The 21,231-nt window shown below is 71.4% G+C and carries 25 protein-coding genes; 15 read left to right on the forward strand and 10 right to left on the reverse strand.

Going from position 1 to position 21,231, the window contains the following annotated elements; genetic code table 11:
* Positions 1–5 precede the first annotated feature (5 nt).
* The 3 genes from FLP23_RS04935 to FLP23_RS04945 all read left to right on the forward strand — a co-directional run bounded on the left by FLP23_RS04935 (position 6) and on the right by FLP23_RS04945 (position 3,398).
* Entirely contained in the window at positions 6–995 is a 990-nt protein-coding gene (locus FLP23_RS04935; protein ID WP_149324831.1) for a sugar phosphate isomerase/epimerase family protein, read from the forward strand.
* A complete protein-coding gene (locus FLP23_RS04940; RefSeq protein WP_149324832.1) occupies positions 992–1,909 on the forward strand; it encodes an AEC family transporter in 918 nt (305 codons plus the stop codon). The genes FLP23_RS04935 and FLP23_RS04940 overlap by 4 nt, the downstream gene beginning before the upstream one ends.
* A gap of 109 nt (positions 1,910–2,018) precedes the next feature.
* Entirely contained in the window at positions 2,019–3,398 is a 1,380-nt protein-coding gene (locus tag FLP23_RS04945; RefSeq protein ID WP_246140065.1) for an MFS transporter, read from the forward strand.
* 75 nt (positions 3,399–3,473) lie between these two features.
* Here FLP23_RS04945 and FLP23_RS04950 read toward each other — a convergent pair whose 3' ends face one another.
* Positions 3,474–4,289: an SDR family NAD(P)-dependent oxidoreductase gene (locus tag FLP23_RS04950; RefSeq protein WP_149324833.1), complete on the reverse strand. Its 816-nt coding sequence runs from the start codon at positions 4,287–4,289 to the stop codon at positions 3,474–3,476.
* A 148-nt stretch (positions 4,290–4,437) separates the two neighbouring features.
* Between FLP23_RS04950 and FLP23_RS04955 the strand changes: the two genes are divergently transcribed.
* The gene (locus FLP23_RS04955) at positions 4,438–5,178 is read left to right on the forward strand and encodes a FadR/GntR family transcriptional regulator (RefSeq protein ID WP_246140066.1); all 741 of its coding nucleotides are present in this window, start codon (positions 4,438–4,440) and stop codon (positions 5,176–5,178) included.
* 10 nt (positions 5,179–5,188) lie between these two features.
* Here FLP23_RS04955 and FLP23_RS04960 read toward each other — a convergent pair whose 3' ends face one another.
* Positions 5,189–6,244: an aldose 1-epimerase family protein gene (locus FLP23_RS04960; RefSeq protein ID WP_149324834.1), complete on the reverse strand. Its 1,056-nt coding sequence runs from the start codon at positions 6,242–6,244 to the stop codon at positions 5,189–5,191.
* Positions 6,245–6,300: 56 nt separating this feature from the next.
* Between FLP23_RS04960 and FLP23_RS04965 the strand changes: the two genes are divergently transcribed.
* Positions 6,301–7,356, forward strand: coding sequence for a lactonase family protein (locus tag FLP23_RS04965; protein WP_149324835.1), 1,056 nt, complete (start codon positions 6,301–6,303; stop codon positions 7,354–7,356).
* Between the two features lie 60 nt (positions 7,357–7,416).
* Here FLP23_RS04965 and FLP23_RS04970 read toward each other — a convergent pair whose 3' ends face one another.
* Positions 7,417–7,881 (reverse strand): SRPBCC family protein, encoded by a 465-nt coding sequence (locus FLP23_RS04970; protein WP_149324836.1) that lies wholly within the window; start codon positions 7,879–7,881, stop codon positions 7,417–7,419.
* Positions 7,882–7,958: 77 nt separating this feature from the next.
* Here FLP23_RS04970 and FLP23_RS04975 point away from each other — a divergent pair, with 77 nt between their 5' ends.
* Positions 7,959–8,867: a metal ABC transporter solute-binding protein, Zn/Mn family gene (locus tag FLP23_RS04975; protein WP_149324837.1), complete on the forward strand. Its 909-nt coding sequence runs from the start codon at positions 7,959–7,961 to the stop codon at positions 8,865–8,867.
* A gap of 7 nt (positions 8,868–8,874) precedes the next feature.
* Here FLP23_RS04975 and FLP23_RS04980 read toward each other — a convergent pair whose 3' ends face one another.
* Positions 8,875–9,501 (reverse strand): hypothetical protein, encoded by a 627-nt coding sequence (locus FLP23_RS04980; protein ID WP_149324838.1) that lies wholly within the window; start codon positions 9,499–9,501, stop codon positions 8,875–8,877.
* Positions 9,502–9,707: 206 nt separating this feature from the next.
* On the opposite strand from FLP23_RS04980, the gene FLP23_RS04985 reads away from it, so the two are divergent.
* Complete coding sequence (locus FLP23_RS04985; protein WP_149324839.1) at positions 9,708–10,337, forward strand: FCD domain-containing protein; 630 nt, start codon at positions 9,708–9,710, stop codon at positions 10,335–10,337.
* A 6-nt stretch (positions 10,338–10,343) separates the two neighbouring features.
* Entirely contained in the window at positions 10,344–11,582 is a 1,239-nt protein-coding gene (locus FLP23_RS04990) for an alpha-hydroxy acid oxidase (protein WP_149324840.1), read from the forward strand.
* Positions 11,583–11,621: 39 nt separating this feature from the next.
* Here the strand turns inward: FLP23_RS04990 and FLP23_RS04995 are convergent, their stop codons facing one another.
* From FLP23_RS04995 to FLP23_RS05005, 3 genes are read right to left on the reverse strand one after another with little or no spacing between them, the layout of a single operon-like run.
* Positions 11,622–12,569, reverse strand: coding sequence for a permease prefix domain 1-containing protein (locus tag FLP23_RS04995; protein ID WP_149324841.1), 948 nt, complete (start codon positions 12,567–12,569; stop codon positions 11,622–11,624).
* Positions 12,566–12,901, reverse strand: a complete 336-nt coding sequence (locus tag FLP23_RS05000) for a PadR family transcriptional regulator (RefSeq protein ID WP_149324842.1) — start codon at positions 12,899–12,901, stop codon at positions 12,566–12,568. The genes FLP23_RS04995 and FLP23_RS05000 overlap by 4 nt, the downstream gene beginning before the upstream one ends.
* A gap of 40 nt (positions 12,902–12,941) precedes the next feature.
* Positions 12,942–13,382 carry a MarR family winged helix-turn-helix transcriptional regulator gene (locus tag FLP23_RS05005; protein ID WP_149324843.1) on the reverse strand — a complete coding sequence of 147 codons (441 nt, stop codon included), beginning with the start codon at positions 13,380–13,382 and terminating at the stop codon, positions 12,942–12,944.
* Positions 13,383–13,421: 39 nt separating this feature from the next.
* Here FLP23_RS05005 and FLP23_RS05010 point away from each other — a divergent pair, with 39 nt between their 5' ends.
* A complete protein-coding gene (locus FLP23_RS05010) occupies positions 13,422–13,664 on the forward strand; it encodes a hypothetical protein (RefSeq protein ID WP_149324844.1) in 243 nt (80 codons plus the stop codon).
* Here FLP23_RS05010 and FLP23_RS05015 read toward each other — a convergent pair.
* Positions 13,643–14,212, reverse strand: a complete 570-nt coding sequence (locus tag FLP23_RS05015; RefSeq protein WP_168200377.1) for an ECF transporter S component — start codon at positions 14,210–14,212, stop codon at positions 13,643–13,645. The two genes, FLP23_RS05010 and FLP23_RS05015, sit on opposite strands and share 22 nt — an antisense overlap.
* 79 nt (positions 14,213–14,291) lie before the next feature.
* Here FLP23_RS05015 and FLP23_RS05020 point away from each other — a divergent pair, with 79 nt between their 5' ends.
* Genes FLP23_RS05020 through FLP23_RS05040 form a run of 5 tightly spaced genes read left to right on the forward strand, consistent with a single transcriptional unit; the run spans position 14,292 to position 18,733 of the window.
* A complete protein-coding gene (locus FLP23_RS05020; protein WP_149324846.1) occupies positions 14,292–14,843 on the forward strand; it encodes an ECF transporter S component in 552 nt (183 codons plus the stop codon).
* Positions 14,840–15,415, forward strand: a complete 576-nt coding sequence (locus FLP23_RS05025; RefSeq protein ID WP_149324847.1) for an ECF transporter S component — start codon at positions 14,840–14,842, stop codon at positions 15,413–15,415. The genes FLP23_RS05020 and FLP23_RS05025 overlap by 4 nt, the downstream gene beginning before the upstream one ends.
* A complete protein-coding gene (locus tag FLP23_RS05030) occupies positions 15,412–17,133 on the forward strand; it encodes an ABC transporter ATP-binding protein (protein WP_149324848.1) in 1,722 nt (573 codons plus the stop codon). The genes FLP23_RS05025 and FLP23_RS05030 overlap by 4 nt, the downstream gene beginning before the upstream one ends.
* Complete coding sequence (locus tag FLP23_RS05035) at positions 17,130–17,945, forward strand: energy-coupling factor transporter transmembrane component T family protein (RefSeq protein WP_149324849.1); 816 nt, start codon at positions 17,130–17,132, stop codon at positions 17,943–17,945. The genes FLP23_RS05030 and FLP23_RS05035 overlap by 4 nt, the downstream gene beginning before the upstream one ends.
* Positions 17,942–18,733: a siderophore-interacting protein gene (locus FLP23_RS05040; RefSeq protein ID WP_149324850.1), complete on the forward strand. Its 792-nt coding sequence runs from the start codon at positions 17,942–17,944 to the stop codon at positions 18,731–18,733. Before FLP23_RS05035 ends, FLP23_RS05040 begins: the two co-directional genes overlap by 4 nt.
* 63 nt (positions 18,734–18,796) lie before the next feature.
* On the opposite strand, the gene msuE is transcribed toward FLP23_RS05040, so the two are convergent.
* Positions 18,797–19,381: an FMN reductase gene (msuE, locus tag FLP23_RS05045; RefSeq protein ID WP_149324851.1), complete on the reverse strand. Its 585-nt coding sequence runs from the start codon at positions 19,379–19,381 to the stop codon at positions 18,797–18,799.
* A 94-nt stretch (positions 19,382–19,475) separates the two neighbouring features.
* Entirely contained in the window at positions 19,476–20,360 is an 885-nt protein-coding gene (locus tag FLP23_RS05050) for a DUF4349 domain-containing protein (RefSeq protein WP_149324852.1), read from the reverse strand.
* Positions 20,361–20,441: 81 nt separating this feature from the next.
* On the opposite strand from FLP23_RS05050, the gene FLP23_RS05055 reads away from it, so the two are divergent.
* Positions 20,442–21,227 carry an alpha/beta fold hydrolase gene (locus tag FLP23_RS05055; RefSeq protein ID WP_149324853.1) on the forward strand — a complete coding sequence of 262 codons (786 nt, stop codon included), beginning with the start codon at positions 20,442–20,444 and terminating at the stop codon, positions 21,225–21,227.
* The last annotated feature ends 4 nt before the right edge of the window (positions 21,228–21,231 follow it).

Below are 21,231 nucleotides of genomic sequence, written 5' to 3' on the forward strand. Positions count from 1 at the left end.
CAGACATGAGTGGAACCGACGAGATCGAGCTCGGCGAGGTCACCGGCGGAGCGTATTCCTCGGCCGACTGGCCCATCGCCGCCGGCATGCTCCAATTCGCGGGCATCAACCGCGACGGCGGCCCGATCCTCGAGGCGCCGCCCGCGCAGTGGCGTTCGATCCTCTCGCCGGTGGCGTACGAGGGCTTCACGGCGCTCGAGCTCGGCAACCGCTGGTTCGATCTCACGCTCGCGGGCGAGGAATCCCGGTCCGCCCTGCGCGAGGTGCTCGACGAGCTCGGGCTCGATGTGCCCGGCTACATCGTCGCCGGGCGCCCGATCACGGATGCGGCCCGCACCGCCGAGAACCTGCGCTACACGCACGAGTCGATCGACGCGGCGGCCGCATTCGGCGCCCGTGTGCTGTGCATCGGCCTCCACCCCTTCTCGGCACGCCGCCCGGGTGCTCCGCTGTGGTTCTGGACCGAGCAGGACAACGTCTACGACGACGACCCCGCGATCTACGCCGAGCTCGTCTCGATGCTCCGAGAGCTCGGCCGGCACTCGGCGGACGTCGGCATCGAGCTCTCGGTCGAGCTGTATCCCGGCACCGCGGTCGGCACGGCCGCGCGCGCCGTGCAGCTCATCTCCGACATCGACCTGCCCTCGGTGGGCCTCAACCCCGACCTCGGCAACTACGTGCGGGTGCAGGGACCGATCGAGGACTGGCAGGACGTCGTGGTGGCCACGCTGCCGCTCGCCAACTATTGGCACGTCAAGAACTACTCGCGCACCGAGGACCCCTTCGCGGGAACCGCGACGACCGTGCCGTCCGGTCTCGACGTGGGTGTCGTCGACTACCGCAAGGCGCTGCGCTTCGCGCTCGCCCGCGGATTCTCGGGCACCATCGTTACGGAGCACTACGGCGGCGACGGCATCGCCGTGTCGGCGGCCAACCGCGACTACCTCCGGCGGCTGCTCGCGGCGATCCTGGAGGAGCCGCTGCCCCGCGCATGACCGGGGTCCTCACGGGCTTCGCGATCATCGGGACGATCATCGCGGCGGGATACCTGCTGAGCCGTCTCGGGGTCATCGGCCCCGACGCCGGCCCGACTCTCAGTCGGCTGTCGTTCTTCATCCTCAACCCGAGCCTGCTCCTCACGGTGCTGGCCACGTCGGATGTGCACACGCTGCTGTCGTCGGTGTTCGTCGTCTCGGCGATCGACGCGCTGTTCGCGTTCGCGCTCTACATCGTGATCGCACGGCTGGTCCTGCGACGCGCAGGGGCGGATGCGGTGCTCGGCGGGACGGCGGCCAGCTACGTCAACGCGGGCAACATCGGCCTGCCGATCGCGGCGTACGTGCTCGGGGATCCCGCCTACTCGGCGCCCGTGCTGCTGTTCCAGCTCGTCGTCTTCGCCCCGATCGTGCTCACCTCGCTCGATGTGCTCGCCTCGGGGCACACCTCCGTCTGGCGGGTGATCTGGCGCCCGCTCGTCAATCCGCTGCTCATCGCGTCGGGCATCGGCGTCACGATCGCGCTGACCGGATGGGAGGCGCCGGCGCCGCTGCTGCAGCCCTTCGAGATCCTGGGAGGCGCCGCGGTGCCCGCGGTGCTCCTGGCGTTCGGCATGTCGTTGCACGGGCAGCGCCCCTTCCAGGCGCACGGCGGGCTCGCCGACATCGTGCTGGCGAGCGTCGTGAAACTGCTCGTGATGCCCGTGCTGGTGTTCCTGCTCGCGCGGTACGCCTTCGGCATGGAGGGCGATGTGCTGTTCGCGGTGACCGTGCTCGCGGCGCTTCCGAGCGCGCAGAACGTGTTCACCTACGCCCAGCGCTATGAGCGCTCGGTGCCCGTCGTCCGGGACACCGTGCTCGTGACGACCGTGCTCTCGGTACCGGTGATCGTCGTCATCGCGCTGTTCCGATGACGAGCCGAGATCAAAACCGGTCAACCGGTTGACTTATCTCGACGATCGGGACAGGCTGGGTGCACCTTCGGGGAAAACCACCCACCCGTGCAGCAAGACAGGAGTCAATGTGGACACCACAGCCCCCGGGCGCGTCGTCAGCGCCGTCGAGAAATCGGCGGTGCGCAAGATCCTGATCAGGATCGTTCCGTTCGTCGCCCTGATGTTCTTCATCAACTATCTCGACCGCGTGGCGATCAGCTTCGCGGGCCCCAACGGCCTGAACGACGACCTGAGCCTCACCGCGGCCCAGTTCGGCTTCGCCTCGGGCATCTTCTCGCTCGGCTACATCCTGCTCGAGGTGCCGTCGAACATCGCGCTCAACCGATTCGGAGCACGCCGCTGGCTCGCGCGCATCATGGTCAGCTGGGGCATCGTCGCGCTGCTGCTCGCCTTCGTGCAGAACTTCGAGCAGCTCGCCGGCCTGCGGTTCCTGCTGGGCGTCGCCGAGGCCGGCTTCTTCCCGGGCGCGGTGCTCTTCCTCAGCCGGTGGGCGCCGCCGCAGCACCGCAACAAGGTGCTCGCGCTGTTCTACGTCGCGCAGCCGCTGACCAACGTGCTCGGCGGCCCGCTGGCCGGCCAGCTGATCCAGGCGCACGGCCTCTTCGGGCTCGAGGGATGGCGCGTGATGTTCATCGGCGTCGCGATCCCCGCGATCGTCGTGGGAATCATCGCCTGGTTCTACCTGCGTGACAAGCCGAGCGACGCCAAGTGGTTGACGCGCGACGAGCAGCAGTGGCTCGAGGCCTCGCTCGCCGCCGAGAAGTCGGCCGTCGACGACCACAGCACGGTGCGCCCCCGCCTCTGGGACGCGTTCAAGAGCGGTCGGGTCTGGGTGCTCGCGTTCGTCTACTTCGGGATCACCTACGGCTTCTACGTGGTCGCCTACTTCCTCCCGACGATCATCGCCGGCTTCCAGGAGACCTACGGCTTCGCGACCAACCCGCTGCAGCAGGGTGTCATCTCGGGTGCGGTCTACCTGCCCGCCGCCATCGTGCTGCTGCTGTGGGCGCGCGATGCCGCCAAGCGCGGCGTGCGCCTGTGGCACGTCGGTGCGCCGATCCTCCTCGGTGTGGTCGGCAACATCGGTGCGCTGCTCGCGGGCAGCCCCGTCGTGGCCCTCGTGTTCGTGGCGCTCGTGCCGATCGCGATCTTCGCGGCGAACCCGAACTTCTGGACGCTCCCCAGCCGCTTCCTCACGGGTGCGGCAGCCGCGGTGGGCTTCGCGCTCATCAACACGGTGGGCAACATCGCGGGCTTCGTGGCGCCGCTCGTGACCGGTGCGCTCGCCGACGCGACGGGGGCGTACCAGATCCCGCTGCTGATCCCCGGCATCCTCATGCTCCTCGCGGCGATCCTCGTGGGCCTCCTCGGCCGCGCCGACCGTCTCAAGAACGTGGGCCTCCGGGCGGCGCAGTCCGCGGGCGACGAGGTGCTCGAGAAGAGCTGAGCAGCCCATCAGCCGCATGCAGAAGGGGCCGCCTCCCTCCCGGGAGACGGCCCCTTCCTGCTGCGGCTGCCGGCGTCAGGATCCGAGGTCCCAACCTCCCTCGATGCCGGACCGCTCGTAGGCGAGGCGGGGTCGCTGGGTCGCGAGCTTCCCGCCGCTGACGTCGATCAGGGTGCCGGTGATGTACGACGCGAGGTCGCTCGCGAGGAACAGCGTGAGATGGGCGACCTCCTGCGCATCGCCCCAGCGGCGGAGGGTGAGCGTGTCGAGGTAGCGGCTCTGCTCCTGCGGATCCATGTCGCCGAATCGCCCCAGCGCCGTCGGGATCATCCCGGGCGCGTAGGCGTTGACCGTGATGTCCCAGGGGCCGAGCTCGCCGGCCAGCACGCGGGTGAACTGCGTGACGGCGGACTTCGACGCGGCGTACAGCCCGCCGCCGACGAGCGGCACGATCGCGGCGAACGAGGCCGAGTTGATGATCCTGCCGGAGCGCTGCCGTTTCATGGTCGGGATGACCGCCTGGCAGGTGTGCAGGATGCCCTTCACATTGACGTCGAACACGCGATCCCAGGTGGCGTCGTCGAGGTCCTCGACGGCGCCGTTGCCCGCGATGCCCGCGTTGTTGATGAGCACGTCGATGCGGCCGTACCGCTCGACGACCTCGGCCATGACCGCCCTCACCCCGGCGGCGTCGGTGACGTCGACCCGGCGCTGGATGCCCGTCCCGCCGAGAGCCTCGATCTCGGCTCCGACCGCTGCGAGATCGTCGGTTCCGACGTCGAGGGCGACGGTCGTCGCCCCTTCGCGCGCGAACGAGGTCACGATCCCGGCTCCGATCCCCCTTCCCGCTCCCGTGACCACGACGACCTTGTCGGTGAAATCGATCAGCATTGCCCGTCCTTTCCTTGTGCCCCACGCTATCCTCGGGGGCAGAAAGTGGTCAACTGGTTGATAGCGTTCCTGAGCCGGTCCACCGGTCGCCCGGCCGATCTGGCTAGGATCGGAGCCGCAGCACACGGTCGACGAGCAAGGGGTATCCGTGACGGACAGCGATGGGCTCGCGAGCATGCTTGCCGACGGACTCGGCGTCGTTCCCCGCGAGTCGGTCGTCAGCTCGGTGGCGCGCAAGCTGCTCGACCAGCTGACCACGGGGCGCGTCCCTCCGGGAACCCGGCTGCCCTCCGAGCGGCAGTTGGCGGCGAGCCTCCAGGTGGGGCGCTCGGCCGTGCGTGAGGCGATCGCGGTGCTCGATGTGCTGGGGATCGTCGACATCCGTCCGGGTTCCGGCACCTACCTGCGCGGCAGCAGCTCCGACATGCTTCCCCGCACCATCAACTGGGGGCTCATGCTGGCGCAACCGCGCACCCATGACCTGGTGGAGATGCGCCAGTACCTCGAGATCCTCTCCGCGCGACTCGCCGCCGAGCGGGCGACCGACGAGGCGATCGCCCAGATCGAACAGCGCGTGCAGGAGATGAAGCGGGTCTCGGGCGACGTGTCCAAGTACGTCGACGCCGACGTGGCCTTCCACCTCGAGGTGGCGCACGCGGCCAACAACTCGGTGCTGAGCGACATCCTGCACAGCGTCCGCGAGCTGCTGCACGTCTGGGTCGAGCGCACGAGTCAGGATCGCTCCTCGGCGGCGGCGAGCGCGGAAGAGCATGCCACGGTCTACCGCGCGATCGCGAGCCGGGATCCCGATGCCGCCGAGGCGGCGATGCGCGAGCACATGGTCACCGCGAGCGCTCGATTGAGGGACTCGCTCGGCGAAGACGCCTGACGCGGTCGGCTCAGTCGGCTGCGCCGAGCGAGAGCTCGATCTCGATGCCGAGCGGGACGCGCTCGCCCGGCTCGATGAGCGGGAAGCGGCGTTCCCCCGGGGGGCCGCTGGGAAGCGTCGTCGAGGGTTCGAGGCCGACCGCGTAGTGCCCCGCGGTGTTCGCGGACTCCCAGTGCGTGACGGTGGGCATCACCTCGGCGTTCCACCCCACGCGCACGCCGCCCGCGCCGGCACCGTCGATGCGCGGGTTCCGCACCGACGCGGAGGCGCGGCCCGCGTCGTCCGCGGCCGCGATGTACAACCAGCTTCGCTCCGGGCGACCGCGTTCCGGGGCGGGGACGGTCGAGCCGTCGCCGACGCCGCGGCGCCGCACTCCGTCGATGAGCACCTGGGCGCCCGGTGCGAGGACCGGCCAGCCGACGTTCACGTGATAGAGCACGGCGAGGGGACTGCTCGCGTATCCCTCGTTCGTGACGGTGTCGTCGATCCGGATGGTGGTCGATCCGTAGGCGAGGCTCACGCGCCTGCGCAGGACGAGGTGCTCGCCGAAGAGCGACACCTGGGCGATCTCGCCCTCGACCACGGCCACGGGGCTGCCGTCCGGATCGAGCTGGACGCCGTAGCCGGTGAGGTGCGCGGGGGTGCCGCTGATGCGCCCGTGCTGGGGGAACTCGTCGATCGTGCGTGCGGCGTATCCGAATCGCTCCGCGGAACGCTCGCGCGGCGCGCCCACGTGATCGAGTCCGCAGGTCGTGAGCAGCCCGCCGAGGAAGGTGCGCTGCGGACCGAACCCGCGGTTCTCGACGTACCACGGGCCGACGATGCCCATGGGCGGCCGCCACGCCACGGGAACCCCGTCGATGCGGGCCGCGGCGATGTCGAGGGCGCGATCGACCACGACCTCGAGCGACACGCGGTCGTTCTGCAGCAACGCGCTCCGCACTCCGCGTTCGGGGCCGTCCGCGTGGGTCACGAGCTCGGCGGCCATGCTCTGGCGCGCCGCGCCGACCGCCGCGAACAGCTCGGAGGACGGGTGCAGTCGGGGGAGGTCGCTTCTCATCGTCATCGAGCCTTTCCGAAGGTAATATAGCAACCGGTTGACCAATCAAGGATGAGGGTGCCATGAGATTCCATGTCGGGTCCTACTCGCGCCGATCGCCGTGGGCCGCCGCCCCCGACGGGCACGGCGAGGGCATCGCCCTCGCCGAACTCTCCGAGGAATCGGGGGCGCTCGAGCTGGTCGAGTTCCGCTTCGACGACAACCCCGCCTACATCGACACCGATCCCCGCGCAGCTCGACTGTGGACGGTCACCGAGCTCGAGACGGGAGGCGCGCTGCACGGCTACGAGGTGGACGCCGATGGGACGCTGGGTCGCCGCACCGGTGTCGACACGGGGGCGGACGCTCCGTGCCACGTCACGGCGGACCTGGTGCACGACCTCGCCTACGTCGCCCACTACCAGGGCGCCCGCTTCTCGGTGCTCGCGCTGGACGACGGGCTGCCGGCGTCGCTCGTCGAGGTGCACGAGATGCCCGGTGTCGTCGCGGGCGTGGATCGCCGCGACGCTCGGCCTCGCCCCCACTCGAGCCTCGTCATCGGAGATCACGTGCTCATGGCGGACTGCGGGAGGGACAGCCTCCTGCTCTTCCGGATCCACGGGCGGGGAGCCGATGCGAGGCTGTCGCTCGCCGCCGAGCTGGCGCTCCCCGAGCGGACCGGCCCACGTCACCTGGCCGCCGGGCGGGGCGGGATCGTCTACGTCAGCAACCAGAACACCCCGGGGATCAGCGTCATCGAGGTGACGGTCGGAGCGGACCCCGCGTTGCGCGTCGTGCAGCTCGTGGCATCGCCGGGCCTCGGCCGCGCGGCCGCACTGACCTCCGAGGTGGCGGTCCACCCAACGCTCCCGATCGTCTATCTCGCCAATCGGCGGGACGAGTCGCTCTCGGTGTTTGACATCGTCGCCGAGGACGGCAGCCTCGCCCTCCGCGAATCCGTGGACGTGCTCGGGGCGTGGCCGCGCCACTTCCGCGTCACCCCCGACGGCGGCTTCCTCCTGGTGGCCAACCAGAACTCGGACGAGGTCGTGAGCTTCGCGGTCGACGAGCGAGGGGGCCTCTCCTGGACGGGGCATCGACTCGGCATCCCGACCCCGACGATGATCCGGTACTGGTGACCCGACTCGCCGAGCTCCCGCGGTCGGCCGACGGTGCCGCCGGCTCCGAGTCGGCGACCCTCAGGCGGTGGCGCCGGCGAGACGATCCGCGAGGATGCGGCCGCGCGCGAGCTGGACGGCGCCCGCCCGGCCGGCGGCGAAGCGGCGCAGGCCCCACGGCGCCGTGACGGCGATCCGGTCGACGACGCGCGATCCGGTGCCCTCGGGGCTGATCTCGTAGGCGTAGGCGAGCTGCACCTTGCCGGGGCTGTCGACGTCGCCGCTCACGACGAGTCGCTCGGGGTCGGTGTCGTCGGCGCGCAGCGTGACCGCGATGCGGTTGTCGTAGCGCAGGAACCCGAGGAAGCGGAAGCGCTCGACGGCCACATAGTGCAGCAGGCCGCCGTCGGTGCGGATGTCGCGCGCCTCGATCACGAGCGGCGACAGGCCCACGTAGTTGCGCGGGTCGCGCAGGTGGTCGAACACCGCGCGCGGGGGAGCGTCGACGTGGACGGTGTGCTCGGATGGCTCGGTGGCGCGGTTCACGACTGCGACTCTAGGGGCAGCCGATCGATCCGTTATCCGTTTTGACAATCATTATCAATAAGCACTAGCGTCGGAGCATGCTTCGACGACCCGCACCCCTTGCCGCCGCCCTCACCCTCCTCGTGGCCGCCGCCGCCCTCACCGGCTGCGCGACGACCCCCGACGCCGTCGACGACGGCACCATCCGCATCGTCGCCTCCACGAACGTGTACGGCGACATCGCCCGCACCATCGCGGGCGACGACGCCGAGATCACCTCGCTCATCCACGACTCCGCCCAGGATCCGCACGAGTTCGAGGCCACGCCGCGCGACGCGCTCGCGGTGTCGCAGGCCGACATCGTGATCGTCAACGGCGGAGGCTACGACGACTTCATGGGCTCGCTGCTCGAGCAGGCGTCCTCGCCCGTCGTGCTCGACGCCGTCGAGCTCTCGGGGCTCGACACCGAGCCCGCCGACGGCGAGTTCAACGAGCACGTCTGGTACCACTTCGACACCGTGGCGGCCGTCGCCGACGCCATCGCGGATGCCGTCGCCGAACTCGAGCCGGCCGAGGCGGACGCCGCCGAGGCGCGCGCCGCCCAGTTCCGCACCGGTCTCGACGCGCTCGCCGCGCGGGCAGCCGACATCGCCGCCGACCACGGCGGGGCGGGGGTCGCGGTCACCGAACCCGTGCCGCTGTACCTGCTCGAGGCCGCCGGGCTCGAGAACCGCACCCCGAGCGAGTTCAGCGAGGCCGTCGAAGAGGGCACCGACGCACCCGCCCTCGTGCTCGAGGCGATGATCGCCCTCGTCGGCGACGGCAGCGTCGCCCTCCTCGCCTACAACGAGCAGACCGTCGGCCCGCAGACCGAGCAGGTGCTCGCCGCCGCCCAGGATGCCGGCACCCCGGTCGTGTCCTTCACGGAGCTGCTGCCCGACGGCGAGGACTACCTCTCCTGGATGGGCGCGAACCTCGACGCCGTGGAGGCGGCGCTCGCGGGCTGAGCCGCCGTCAGCCCCACGCCGAGGCGGGCGCTTGCACGACATCCACCGGGGTGTAGTGCCAGTGCCCGCCGTTCGCGTAGTGACCGGTCGCCCACGGGGAGGCCCAGATCGCCGATTCGATCGCGGCCGTGCTCGAACCGTCGGCGAAGGCGGCCCGGATGCCGGCGTAACCGCGATGGGTGAGCAGCGCGTCGGCCGCGTTCTCGGCCGCGGCGACGAGGCTCACGTTGCTGCCCGTTCCTCCCGGACCATAGCTCGCCCCCCAGCCGTTGTTGAGCGGGTTGTTGCGGTTCCACCAGTTCTTCGGGGAGTTCTCCTGCCGCATCCACCGGGTGAGCACCGTGACGTTCGCGTCGGTGATCGGCCATCCGGCGAAGACGAGCACGAGCTTCGCCCAGTCGTAGTTGGTGCCGCTCGCCGCAAGCGAGGCGATACCGGGGGTGGCCGTGTACGAGTCGCGTGTGGCGACACCCGTCGCCTCGAGGTGCTCCGCGGCCGCGGTCGGCGAGACCCGCAGGCCCTGGGCGTGCGCATCGACGTAGGCACGCAGCTCGGCCGCCGCGCTCGGCGGCGCGGGAGGCGCGAGCGCGAGAGACGCGGTGAGTCCGAACGACACCGCGATGGCGCCGGCCACGAGCATCCCGCGGGTTCGCCGATCGGCGCGAGAGGCGCTGAACCTCTCGCGGAGCGGGGGGAGAACCGGGGGGAAGGAGTTCATAGGCGATCCGGCGTCACCCGGAAGGGGGTGGCGCCCTCCCAGGGTACCAGCGCGGGTGGGAGCCTCCCTGTGACCGCAGACAGCTCCATGATTGTCAGACAATCTGGTATTGTCTGACAATCATGCTCCCTGACGCCGTGGTCGCCTCCCTGCAGGCCGAGGTCCTGGACGGGCGGCTCGCCCCCGGAGCGCCGGTGACCGAGGCGCTCGTGTCGGAACGCTTCGACGTCGCCCGCCCCACCGCCCGCATCGCGATCGACCGGCTCGTCGCCGACGGCCTCCTCACGCGCGAACCGCACCACGCGGCCCGCGTCACCCGGCTCGGGCGCGCCGACCTCGCCGACCTCTTCGCGGCACGCGCCGCCGTCGAATCCGCCGCCGTCGAACTGCTCGCCGCGACCGCCGCCGTGCCGGAGGCCGCAACCGCCGCCCACGCCGAGCTGCTCGCCCTCGCCCCCGATGCGTCCTACTCCTGGGTCGACATCGCCTTCCACCGCGCCCTCGTCCAGGGCGCCCCCGCCACGCGCCTCCCGCGCCTGCACGACCAGCTCATGGGCGAGATCGAGCTCGCCATCGCCCAGGTCGACGCGCAGCGACTGCGGTCCACCCGCGAGGTGGCGGCCGAGCACGGCCGCATCCTCGACGCCGTCGCCGCCGGAGACGCCGCCCTCGCGGGGCACCTCACCCGCGCCCACATCCTCTCCTCGCGCGATCGGCTGATCGCGCACTACGACGCCACGCACAGAAAGTGACCGACGATGGTCCAACGCCAGTTCCCGCGCCCGCTCGAGATCCTCGATCTCATGAAGTTCAAGAAGCCCGAGCTTCCCGGCAAGAAGCGCCGACTCGCCCAGGCGCTCACCATCTACGATCTGCGTGACATCGCGAAGCGTCGCACCCCGAAGGCGGCCTTCGACTACACGGACGGCGCTGCCGAAGGCGAGCTGTCGCTCAGCCGGGCGCGACAGGCCTTCGAGGACGTCGAGTTCAGTCCGCGCATCCTGCGCCCGGCCGCGGACGTCGACACCTCCACGACCTTTCTCGGCGGCCCGTCGGCGCTGCCGCTCGCCATCGCCCCCACCGGCTTCACGCGCCTCATGCAGACCGAAGGCGAGACCGCGGGCGCCTCCGCGGCGGGGGCGGCCGGCATCCCATTCACGCTCTCGACCCTCGGAACCACCTCGATCGAGGGTGTCAAGGCGGCCAACCCCGACGGACGCAACTGGTTCCAGCTGTACGTCATGCGCGACCGCGAGATCTCCTACGAGCTCACCCGTCGCGCCGCGGCCGCCGGATTCGACACCCTGCACTTCACCGTCGACACCCCCGTCGCGGGCGCGCGCCTGCGCGACAAGCGCAACGGCTTCTCGATCCCGCCGCAGCTCACGCTCGGCACCGTCATCAACGCCATCCCGCGGCCGTGGTGGTGGTTCGACTTCCTCACCACCCCCAAGCTCGAGTTCGCCTCGCTGTCGTCCACGGGCGGCACCGTCGGCGAGCTGCTGGATGCGGCGATGGATCCCACGATCTCCTTCGCCGACCTCGACGTCATCCGCGAGCTGTGGCCCGGGAAGATCGTCATCAAGGGGGTGCAGAACGTGGAGGATGCCCGGAAGCTCGCCGACCTCGGCGTCGAGGGCATCGTGCTCTCCAACCACGGCGGTCGTCAGCTCGACCGCGCGCCCATCCCCTTCCACCTGCTGCCCGAGGTGGTGCGCGAGGTGGGCAAGGATCTCGAGATCGGCGTCGACACGGGCATCATGAACGGGGCCGACATCGTGGCCTCGGTCGCGCTCGGCGCGAAGTTCACGATGATCGGGCGGGCCTACCTGTACGGGCTGATGGCCGGGGGGCGGGCGGGCGTCGATCGCACGCTCCAGATCCTCACGACCGAGCTCGTGCGCACCATGAAGCTGCTCGGCGCCTCCACGATCGCCGAGCTCGAGCCGGCCCACGTGACCCAGCTGCAGCGCCTCATCCCCCGCGCCCGCGGCTGACCGCTCCGCCCTCGGGTGAGGGGGGGCAGGAGGGGCGGGTCAGGAGCGGCGGATGCCGCGGGTCTGCTCCCAGAGCGAGGTGACGATCGTCAGCACGCCCACCGCGACGAGCGCGATGTTCACCACGGGCACGATCGACTCCGGCCAGTCGGCCGCCTCCCGGAACGCGGGGTTGAGGGCGCGCCCGCCGGCGCCGATCGCGATGATCGCCGCCGCGCCGATGAGGTCGACGAGGATCGCCACGAGGGCGCGCGGCAGGGTCCAGCGCCCCACGAGCTTCACGAGGTCGGCCACGATCTGCAGCACCGGCACGGCGACCAGCACGACCACGAGTCCGCTCGTGAAGATCCACGGATCCAGCAGCGGGATGGGCGCGCCGTCCGCATCCCGGTAGGGGCTCACGAACGGCACGAGCAGCAGGGCCGTGATGACGAGCACGCCGAAGATCGTCTGCCCGATCACCTCGCCGAGCGAGTGCGCCTTCCGCGGCGACTCCGGCAGCATGTCGGGCGACCAGCCCACGAGCGCCTTGTCGCGGATGCCGGGCGTGCGCTCGAGCACCGCGAACGCCAGGGTCACCCAGAAGGCGAGGTGCACGCCCACCGTGAGCGCGGTCGAGACCACCGAACCGACGACCTCGATCGGCGCCCCACCGCGCAGGGCGCCGATCACCGCGAGCACGGCGGCGACGATGGGCACGACGGTGAGCTCCAGCACGGTCAGCAGGCGCTTCCAGTCGGCGTAGAACACCGGCCCGACCAGGTGGAGCGGTCGGTTGGCGTAGCCGGCGGCGAGACGGATGGGATCCCCGAGCTCGACGATCGCGTCGCGTTCGGCGGTCGTCGCCTCGGCGCCCGCCTCGACGCGGTCGTCGATCGCGTCGGCGAGCAACGCCCGCAGCTCCTGCTCGATGTCGGCGCGCTGCCGTTCGGGCAGACTCCGCACGACGGCGGCGACGTAGCGGTCGGTGAGGCTGGTGGCAGTCATGGCGTGTCCTTCAGGGTGTCGAATGCGGTGTCGAGCTGGCGCCATTCGGCGGTCAGCAGCTCGGCGAGGGCGGCGCCGTCGGAGCTCGTGCGATAGAACTTGCGGGGGCGCGCCTCGGCGGTGTCCCACTCGGAGATCAGCAGGCCCTGCTTCTCGAGCCGTCGCAGCAGCGGGTAGAGGGTGTTGGCGTCGGTGGCGAAGCCGCGCTCCTCGAGCGCTTCGATGAGCGCGTAGCCGTAGTCGGGGCGCTCGAGCAGCAGCAGGCAGGCGAGCACGATGGTGCCGCGTCGCAGCTCCTGCAGGTGGGTGGCGAGCACCTCGTCGTCGTACATGTGTCACACCATACTGTGTGACACACATTAATGCAAAAGACTACAGCGACGCGGCAGCGATCACCCGGTGCAGGGAGCGGCGCAGGGTGTCGAGCTCGTCGAGGCTCATGCCGAGGCGCTCGACGATGCGGGGCGGGATGAGCTCGGCCTGCGCACGCAGGGCGCGACCGGCATCCGTCGCCGTGATCTCGAGCACGCGCTCGTCGTGGGCGCTGCGTCGCCGCGACACGTAGCCGAGTGCCTCCAGGCGTTTGAGCAGCGGGGAGAGCGTGGCGGGGTCGAGCTGCAGCTCGTCGCCGAGCTCCCGCACCGAGCGGGGGCTGCGCTCCCACAGCGCGAGCATCACGAGGTACTGCGGATGCGTGAGGCCGAGCGGTTCCAGCAACGGCCGGTAGACGGCGTTGACACTCCGCGAGGCGACCGCGAGCGCGAAGCACACCTGGTTCTCGAGGGCGAGCAGATCGGGGGTCTCGGTTGCCATGGATGACATCCTACGCAAATAGTTAGTACACTAATGGTTATGGCACACGAGGAAGAGGGCTTCGCACCCTCGAACGACTTCGCGAACGGTGGCGGCTTCTTCAACCGCCTCAACCGCAAGCTCTTCCCCTACCTCGGGCCGCCGCCGCTCGGACCCTACGACCAGCCGGCGCCGACGCCCGCCCGCGAGCGGGCCTGCCCGCTGTGCGGCGCGCCGATGTCGCAGCACGAGAAGGGGCTCAGCGACGGGCGGACGATCCTCTACTGCCCCGAGGTCGCCTGAGCGGTGCGGTCGCGCGACACCCCGCGCGTGACGCCCGTGCGCTCCACCGCGCGGGCGATCGCCAGGCCGACGACAGCGCCGACGAGTCCGCTCACGATGAGCAGCGCCACGAAGGTGATCTGCGCCCAGGTGGGCTGCGAGGCGACATCGAGGCTGCGCCAGGTGACGAAGCCGTAGAGCGCCGCGAGCACGGCCGTCGCCACCAGGAAGATCGCCGGATGCCAGCGCCGGTACAGCAGCACCGCGAACGGCAGCTCGAGCAGCACGCCGATCATGAGCATCGTGATCACGGCTCCCGCGCCGTTCGGGGAGGACGGGATCGTCACGATCCCGGCGATGAGCGCGGTCAGGACCCCGGCGCCGGGGCGACGCAGCAGGGCGAGTGCGATCACGACCGGCAGGATCCACACGCCCACGATGGGCGCGTAGAGCAGCGGCACCCCCTTCGCGACGGTTCCGGCGTACAGGTTGGCGGGGATCAGCAGCAGCCCTCCCGCGACGCCGATCGCGGCACAGCTGAGAAGGTATCGGGTGGTGAAGCGGCCCACGTGGTGGCTCCTGTCGTGACGGGCGGGTCGGATGGCTTAGGTTAGTCTTGCCTAAGCTAGCCGAAAGTCCTCACCCGCCATGCGCAGCCCCTACTCCACCCGTGTCTTCCTGAGCGCCGCCGCGATCGGCGCGGCCGGCGGCGTCGTCGCGATCGCCCTCAACTGGATCTTCCTGGCCATCAACACGACCCCGCTCGCGACCCTCATCATCGTCGCCGTCTTCGGGGTGTGGGTGCTGCCCGGGATGCTCGCGCAGCGGCTGTTCACCGCGCCCGGCATCGGGGCGTTCACGATGCTCGTCGCCGCCCTCGTCAACGCCCCCTTCACCCCCTACGGCGTCGCGCAGATCTGGAGCTCCATCATCTTCGGCGTGCTGCTCGAAGTGCCGTTCGCGGTCACCGGGTACCGCTTCGGCGGGCAGCGGATGTTCTGGATCGCGCACCCGCTCTCGCAGCTCGCCGTGATCCCCTTCTACCTGGTGGGCTTCGACCTGGCCGCCTTCGCCTGGTGGGTGCTCCCGGTGTTCGTCCTGCTCACCCTCGCGAGCGCCGCCTTCTTCACCTGGCTCGCGCAGTTCCTCGCCGCGCGACTGCGCGCCGCCGGCGTCGCCCGGCCACGAGTCGCCGCATGACCACCCGCCTGCTGCTCAGCTGCGCGGCCATCGCGGTCGTGCTGGGGCTCGCCAGCATCCCCAACGCGTACCTCTTCAACCTGCTCGCCGTGACCGCGCCATGGGCGCTCGGCGTCGCCACCATCGGATACATCCTGCCCGGGGTGCTCGCCCAGGCGGCACTGCGCCGCGGGGGCGTGGGGCTGCTCACCCAGCTGCTCGCAGGCCTCGTCGCCACCCCCTTCGTGCCCACCGGAGTGGCCGCGCTCATCGCCTGGGTGCTGCTCGGCATCCTCATCGAGCTGCCGTTCCTCATCGGGCTGTACCGCTACTGGAAGCCGTGGCTGTTCTGGGTGAGCGCGGTCTGGGTGACGGCGTTCTACGCCTTCTACTGGGGGCTGTACTACGACAGCCCGGCCTCCGGACCGCTCGTGCTCTTCGGTCAGCCCGCCGTGCTGCTGGCCGCGATGCTCCTCACCACGGCCCTCGCCCTGCTGCTCGCCCGGCTCATCGCCCGCACGGGTGCGCTGCGCGGCATCCAGGCGCCCGTCGACCGCCGCAAGCGCCGCGCCGCCGAGCCCTCCGCGGCATGACCGCGCCCGCCCCGCTCGCGGTCGAGGACGTGCGCATCCGGCACGACGGCCGGGAGCGCTGGACCCCGGATGGCGCCAGCTTCGTCCTCCAGCCGGGCGAGGTGCTGCTGCTGCTCGGGCCGTCGGGCTCCGGCAAGTCGACGCTCGCCCTCGCCCTCAACGGCCTCATCCCGCACGCCGTGCCGGCCGAGCTGCACGGTGTCGTGCGGGTGTCGGGGGCCGACACGCGCACGCATCAGCCGGGGGTGCTGAGCGCCGAGGTCGGCATGGTCTTCCAGGACCCCGACAGCCAGCTCGTCACCGGCACCCTGCTCGACGAGGTGTGCTTCGGCCCCGAGAACCTGCTCGTGCCGGTCGACGAGGTGCTCGCCCGCGCCGAGTCCGCGCTGCGCCGGGTGGGACTGTGGGAGCGCCGCCGCGAAAGCCCCGACCGGCTCTCGGGTGGCGGACGCCAGCGACTCGCGATCGCCTGCGCGCTCGCCCTCGCGCCGCGTGCGATCGTGCTCGACGAGCCCACCGCCAACCTCGATCCGGTCGGCATCGAGGAGGTGTACGCGGCGCTCGCCGAGATCGTCGCCGAACGCGAGACCGCGATCGTGCTCGTCGAGCACAACCTGGACGCCGCCGCCACCCTCGTCGACCGGGTGGTCGTGCTCGACGGCGACGGCCGGCTCGTCGCCGACGGGGGAGTCGACGAGGTGCTGCGAGGGCGTGCCGGACAGCTGCACGCGCTCGGCGTGTGGCTGCCGGTCGCGACCCTCGCCGGGATGCGGCTGCGTGCGGCGGGCGTGCGGCTCGAGCCCCTCCCGCTCACCCCCGAAGAGCTGCGGGGGCAGCTCGACGCGCTCCCCGCGCTCCCCGCGCTCCCGGCGCCGCCCGCGGTCGAGCCGGCATCCGCGGACCCCGTGGTGCGCGTGCGCGAGCTCGCCGTCGAACGCGGCGGCCGTGCCATCCTGCACGGCATCGACCTGGAGGTGCGGCGCGGCGAGTTCCTCGCCATCGTCGGCGAGAACGGTGCCGGGAAGACCACCCTGCTGCAGGCGATCGCCGGGGTGCTGACGCCCCCGCGCGGACGCATCGAGGTGGCGGGTCTCGACCCGGCGCGGGCCGACGTGCGCGAGCTGGCCCGCGCGATCGGCTTCGTCTTCCAGAACCCCGAGCACCAGTTCATCCGGCACACCGTCGCCTCCGAGCTCGCTCACGGGCTCGAACTGCAGCGGCTGCCCGAGCAGGAGATCGCCGCGCAGGTCGACGGCATGCTCGCGCGCTTCGGGCTCGCCGACGCCCGGGAGGTGCACCCCTTCCTGCTGTCGGGCGGGCAGAAGCGCCGCCTCTCGGTCGGCACCGCGCTCATCGCGGGTGCGCCCGTGCTCGCCCTCGACGAGCCCACCTTCGGCCAGGACCGCGAACGCGCCGCCGAGTTGCTCGACATGCTCGCCGCGCTCAACGCCGCCGGCACCACCGTGCTCGTCGTCACGCACGACATGCAGCTCGTGGCCGAGTACGCGAGCCACGTCGCCGTGCTGCGCGACGGCGCGCTGCTCGTGCACGACACCACGGGCGCGGTGCTCGCCGGTGACGCGCTCGAGCAGGCCGGCCTGCGGCATCCGCCCCTCGCGAGCGCGATGCGGGGCCTTGCGGCGCATCCCGGATGGCGCGGCATCACCCGCATCGACGAGCTTCCGCGGGAGCGCGTCGGGGAGGTGCGGACGGCATGACCGCGGTCATCGACCCGTACGCCGAGGCGGCCCCCGCCCCGGCCATCCGCTTCCTGCACGGCCTCAACCCGCTCGCCAAGCTCGCCGCCCCCCTTCCCGCGATCGTGCTGCTCGTCTTCGCCCGTGACCTGGCCACCCCGCTCGCCTTCATCGGGCTCGGCTGGCTGCTGCTGCTCGTGGGGGCGCGGCTCAGCGGCCGGGCGCTCGCGGCGGTGCTGCTCGGCCTGCCCGCCGTCGCCCTCCTGCTGTCGCTGAGCTTCGGGCTGTGGGTGGACGGCTCACGGGTCGACGAGGCGGTCCTGATCTTCGCGCTCGGCGACTACCGTTTCACTCTCGGCATGTGGCAGGTGGGTCTCGCGACGGCGCTGCGGCTCACGAGCATCATCGTGCTGTCGCTCATCGCCGGCCTCACCACGACCGGTCCCGACGTCGCGCGCGCCATGGTGCAGCAGCTGCGGGTGCCGTACCGAGTCGGCTACACGGCGCTCGCCGCGTTCCGCTTCGTGCCGCGCTTCGCCCACGAACTCGAGGTGATCCGGCAGGCGCACCGGGTGCGCGGGATGTCGGGCGGGCGCGGGCCGTTCGCCGGCATCCGCCGCTGGTTCGGCTACGTGGTGCCGCTGCTCGCCGGCGCGATCCGCCATGCGGAGCGCGTCGCCCTCGCGATGGACTCCCGCGCCTTCGGCGCCCACCGCACCCGCACCGAGCGGCACCTCGTGCCGTTCCGGACCCGCGACGCCGTCTTCCTGCTGCTGTTCTGGGCGGCGACCGCCGCCATCCTCGTCCTCGTCCCCACCCTGGAGCTGCCATGAGTTTCCGCGACGCCCGCAAGTACAACCAGCACGCCCTGCTCGAGGTGGTGCGCACCGAACGCGTCACCCCGCACATGGTGCGCGTGACCGTCACGGGCGACGACCTCGCCGAGTTCCCCGACCACGGGTTCGACCACTGGTTCCGGATGTTCCTGCCGCGCGCCGCCCACGAGGACGCCCTCGGCGCCCTGCCGAGGCGCGTCGACATGATCGGCTACCTGCAGTTCCTGCGGATGCCCGAGAGCTCGCGCCCGGTCATGCGCAACTACACGGTGCGCGCCTTCCGGAAGGACCAGCGCGAGCTCGACATCGACTTCGTCGTGCACGGCGACGACGGCGTGGCCGCCCCGTGGGCGCGCGACGCGCAACCCGGCGAGCGGCTCGCGATCATCGACCAGGGCCCCGGCTACCAGCCCGACGCCTCCCTCGAAGCCCACCTGCTCGCCTCCGACGAGACCGGCCTTCCCGCGCTCCTCGGCATCCTGCGCGACCTGCCGCGGCACCACCGCGGCATCGCCTACATCGAGATCCCGGACGCCGCCGACGCCCAGCCGCACGAAGCCCCGGACGGGGTCGAGGTGCGCTGGCTCGTGCGTCCCGAGGGGCTGACCCCGGGCGCGCACGCGCTGAGCGTCGTGCAGGAGGAGGCGCGGATCCCGGCCGAGCCGTTCGGCGCCTACCTCGTGGGCGAACAGGCGCTCGCGACGGGGCTGCGGCGCTGGCTCGTGACCGAGCACAAGGTGCCGAAGGACCGCATCACCTTCGTGGGGTACTGGCGCAAGCGCTGACCTCCGCCGCAGGCGACGCGTCTCGAGACCCCCGCAGGCGACCGCCTCGCGGGGTGAGCCGCGCTAAGCGACCGGGACGGCGGCGCGCTCGGACGCGGCGTTCGCGGCGAGCTGGCTCTGCACGAGCGGCAGCGCACGCGAGATCGAGGTGGCGATGCGCTCCTCCAGGTCGGCCGAGGTCACCTTGTAGTCGCTGAAGTCGCGCTCGTTCGCGAAGATCCCGAGCGGCAGGGTGAGCGCCTGGAAGAAGCCGAACAGCGGACGCATCTGGTGCTCCACGAGGAGCGCGTGGCGGTCGCTGCCGCCCGTCGCCGTCAGCACGATGGGGGTGTCGACGAGCGCGTACTGGCCCACGTGGTCGAAGAAGAGCTTGAACAGCCCCGAGTAGGTGGCGCGGTAGGCGGGCGAGCCGACGACGAGCAGGTCGGCGGTCTCGACCGCGTCGAGGGCGTCGATCGCGGGCTGGCCGAGGCTGTTGCGGAAGCCGCCGGTCGCGAGCGACGGCAGCACGGTCGCCAGCTCGATCACCTGCGCCTCACCGCCCAGTCGTTCCGCGAACGCCTCCGACACGCGGCGCACGAGAGCCGTGGTGCGGGACGGGTCGGTCGGGCTCCCGCTGACGCCCACCACGCGGATCGGCTGGCTCATGAGACTCCCTTCGGCCGCGACCCGATGACACGGCACCTCGCCGATCCTGTCACCGTGCGCCCGGGCACGTCGCTTTATGACCGGAGGTTGCAGATCATGGCCCCGTGTTGCGCGCACCGTCCCCGGTGCGACGTCCGCGGCGCACCTGCCACAGCACCACGACCGCGGCCGCCGCGAGCAGCACGAGCCACGGCAGCCCGACCCCGATCCCGATGAGCGCCGACGCCCAGAACCCGAGGAAGGCGTTCCAGCCGACGGCGATCGCCGACCAGACGTCCTTCGGCCCCTCGGGCGGCGGCGCGAGCGCCTCCGAGCGCAGGTTCAGGGTGATCGTCGACATCGCCACCTGGTCGGCGAGCTCGCGCTGCTGCGCCTCGAGCGACTCGAGTTCGCTCTGGCGTTGCGCGATCGCCTGTTCGAGCTCGATGAGGTCGCTCGTGGTGACCGCGGTCGCGAGCCACCCGGTGTAGCGCCCGATCGAGGTCCGCAGGGTGGTGATGCGGGTCTCCAGATCCCGCTGCAGAGCCGTCACGTTCTCGGAGCCGAGGAGGGTCTCGTCGACGCGCCCCAGCTCGGTGAGCTCGCCGCGCACCTTCTCGAGGGCGTCGGCCGGGATGCGCAGGGTGAGCGTCGCACTTCCGGCGTCGCCGCCGCGGGGTGCGTACTGCTGGCGGCTGTCGATGCGTCCGCCCGCCGCGGTCGTGATGGTGGTGGCCTTCTCGGCGGCGGCGATCGGGTCGTCCGCGGTGATGGTGATGCTTCCGGTGACGACGAGCGCCTCGTCGGTGCGAGCGGTGCTCGCGAGCTCGCCCGTCGCGGCGTCCGCGAATCGGGTGTCCCCGTCCATGACCGGGGGAGCGGCGGCATGCTGCGGGGTTTCGCCGATGTCGGATGCGCCGCTCGCCGTGCAACCGGCGAACAGCGTGCTCGCCGCGAGGGCCGCGGCGAGGGCGACGGGAATGCGGATGCTGTGCCTCATGGCGACACGGTAGGAGCGTGTCCGCGCGGGTCACCACCCAACCTTCCCGAGGATTCGATCGTCTCGCGCTAGCCTCGGGGCATGGGGTGGAACCCGTTCCGCAGGCCGCCGCTGCTGCATGTGGCGGGGGATGTCGGCACGGGTCCGGCGGTCGTGCTCATCCACGGCATCGCCTCCTCGTCGGTCACCTGGACGAACCTGGTGCCGCTGCTGCGCTCCGAGTACCGCTGCATCTCGATCGACCTCCTCGGCTTCGGCGGGTCGCCCGCGCCCGCGGATGCGGAGTACACGCTCAAGGAGCACGTCGAGGCGCTCGCGCACACCATCAAGCGTCTCAAGCTCCGCGAACCGTTCGTGCTCATCGGCCACTCGATGGGCGGTCTCATCGCCCCGCGTTACGCCGCCCGCAACCCGCGCCGGGTGCGGCGGCTGGTGCTCGTGAGCCCCCCGATCTACGTGTCCCCCACCGCGCTCTCCGACGACCGCGACCGCACGGTGCAGGACCTCTACCTGCGTGCGTACCGCTTCCTGCGCGAGAACGAGGACTTCACCCTGCGCAACGCGGCGATCGTGGAGAAGCTGCTGCCGATCCCGAAGGCGATGGACATCAACGCGGCCACCTGGAACGCTTTCGTGAAGTCGCTCGAGCACACCATCGAGTCGCAGACCACGATCTCGGATCTCGCGGCGCTGCGGGTGCCGGTGGAGATCGTCTACGGCACCCTCGACGAGTTCGCCTCGCCGGGAGGCATCCGGATCGCCGAGCGGCTGCGCGGCGTGACGGTGACCCGCGTGCGCGCGAGCGACCATCTGATCGGCAAGCGCCTGGCGCGTGCGGTGGCCGCGGCCGTCCCCGACGACGCGTAGCCTC

This window comes from Protaetiibacter larvae, assembly GCF_008365275.1.
Lineage (GTDB): Bacteria > Actinomycetota > Actinomycetes > Actinomycetales > Microbacteriaceae > Homoserinibacter > Homoserinibacter larvae.